The sequence below is a fragment of the Acinetobacter sp. 826659 genome (assembly GCF_000588515.1).
GTDB lineage: Bacteria > Pseudomonadota > Gammaproteobacteria > Pseudomonadales > Moraxellaceae > Acinetobacter > Acinetobacter pittii.
Genome location: NZ_JFYD01000020.1, coordinates 1 through 2,047 on the forward strand (window position 1 = coordinate 1; position 2,047 = coordinate 2,047).

The 2,047-nt window shown below is 36.1% G+C and carries 3 protein-coding genes; 2 read left to right on the top strand and 1 reads right to left on the bottom strand.

The features are described from left to right. Positions 1-15: 15 nt before the first annotated feature. Positions 16-897, bottom strand: coding sequence for a DUF1853 family protein (locus J663_RS18365; RefSeq protein WP_033850749.1), 882 nt, complete (start codon positions 895-897; stop codon positions 16-18). Between the two features lie 103 nt (positions 898-1,000). Between J663_RS18365 and J663_RS18370 the strand changes: the two genes are divergently transcribed. Both J663_RS18370 and elsL read left to right on the top strand, forming a co-directional pair. Next, positions 1,001-1,369, top strand: a complete 369-nt coding sequence (locus tag J663_RS18370) for a YbaN family protein (protein ID WP_017400240.1) — start codon at positions 1,001-1,003, stop codon at positions 1,367-1,369. A gap of 151 nt (positions 1,370-1,520) precedes the next feature. Next, positions 1,521-2,024, top strand: a complete 504-nt coding sequence (elsL, locus tag J663_RS18375) for a cell wall-recycling L,D-carboxypeptidase ElsL (protein ID WP_032005430.1) — start codon at positions 1,521-1,523, stop codon at positions 2,022-2,024. Positions 2,025-2,047: the final 23 nt, after the last annotated feature.

Genomic DNA, 2,047 nt, shown 5'->3' on the forward strand with positions numbered 1-2,047 from the left:
AAAACTTATTGTTAATTAGCTTAATTTTTGCAGGTGAGGCTTGATGTTTAAGTACGAAGGATGTCTAAACATATAAAACAAAACCTCTTCACTATTTTTACAATACAGACCGTCTGTCCACCAATGTGCTGGATTTGAAGTCGGTTCTTTATTTGGACACAACCATTCGTGTCTCTCCAATCGATAAAAAGAAGAATGTGGAATGGTAGTACCCCAATATCCCAAACGACGCTTTAAATTTATCCAATCTGGTAGCGACTTTTGAAAATTTAGTTGAAGTGGTAGGTAGAGTTGTCCTTTTAAAACCGCAAAACGTTGTTGAATCTTAAAATTTAATGCTTCAGAAAATTGAAATTGCTTATTCGTAAAATGATAAAGTTTCTTGCTTAAAGTATCTTCACGGTTTAATCCAATCCATTGTTCTAAATGTAAGTCTGCCTCGCCCAAATAATATTTTAACGCGACCTCCCAATGTTCAATTTGTTGAGTTTCTTTATTTAAAATTAAAAAATCTAGCTCACCTAAAGTTTTTGCTCCATCAATTTTTTGAATACTATGACTTAACAGTTGGTAAGGATGATAATTATCCTCTTGTAGCCAGAACCAAAGTAAATTCTCAAAGCGTAAACCTAAGCGTGTACTTTTAAGTTGAGATAAAAACAGGATTAAAGGCTCTGGTGACTGATCGAGCTCTTTTAATCGTGGTAAATAATTTTGGAAATGCTCTTCCCACTCTTCGGTTGGGTGCAGCTTAAACTCGTGTTGTATAGAAAAACTTTTTGGTAATTGGCAAAGTAAATTTGGACTAGCAATACAAAAAGCCAGTTGTCGCACTATAGGATGTTGAAATTGAAGCCATGGCTCATAATAGGATGTTTTAACTGAGGCAATATTCATATATTTAATACTCGAAGTAATTCATCCTAATTTCATAAGGGATCAACAAACAATATTAGAAAAACACTTTATACTAACGCTAACAGCAGGTTAAGGTTTATATATGCGAACATTGTTCTGGCGCTCTTTGGTCGTGATTTTTATCACGCTAGGCATTATTGGAGCAATTTTACCAGGTATGCCCACAACAGTGTTTTTAATTCTAGCTGCATGGGCAGCTTCAAAAGGATGGCCACAAATGGATGATTGGTTGTTAAACCATCCCAAATATGGCCCAACATTACGTGATTGGCGAGCCAATGGTACAGTACCACGTAAAGCCAAATGGATTGCAAGCATAATGATGGCAATCAGTGGCCTTATAATGCTGTTTACTTCAGCACCGCTTTGGGTCAAGGTTTTTACTGATACTACCATGTTCATCGTTGCAGTTTGGTTATGGCTACGCCCTGAGCCAAAATTAAAAGATTGATAATCTTTTAATTTTGGCGCAAGACAAGTAGTGAAACTGCGCGTAGATAAGAGAAGATTGATAATCTTTTAATTTTGGCGCAAGACAAGTTCTTCATATAAATTTTTACTTAAACTCAAGGTATTTGAGTTGATATAAGAGAATAAGTTCAATGTCTCAATTTAAGCTCGAAGAAGCAGATGTCCTCATCGATTTAGCAAATCAAACATTAACTTTGCCTAAACATAATAAGTTTTATGTCATTTCTACTGGAAAGAACGGAATCGGTGAGCAAGAGAATACTGGTAGGACTCCACGTGGATGGCATAGGGTTGCAAAAAAAATTGGTGCACAATCACCTCAAAATGCGGTTTTTATTGCACGTAAGCCAACAGGGGAGGTCTATAGTAGTGAACTAGCAGCACAATTCCCTGAAAGAGATTGGATATTGTCACGTATTCTTTGGTTAGATGGCTTAGAAGAAGGTTTTAATAAAGGCGAAGGTCATGACACCATGCAGCGTTATATCTATATTCATGGCACTCCTGATAAAGAACCGATGGGCGTTCCCATGTCACATGGCTGTATTCGAATGCGTAATGAAGAAATCATTGAACTGTTTGATTTAGTCGCTGAAGATGCATTGGTTTATTTGTCTGAGCAATCTTTAACCTAAAATAAGATTTTAAAAATTTTTAT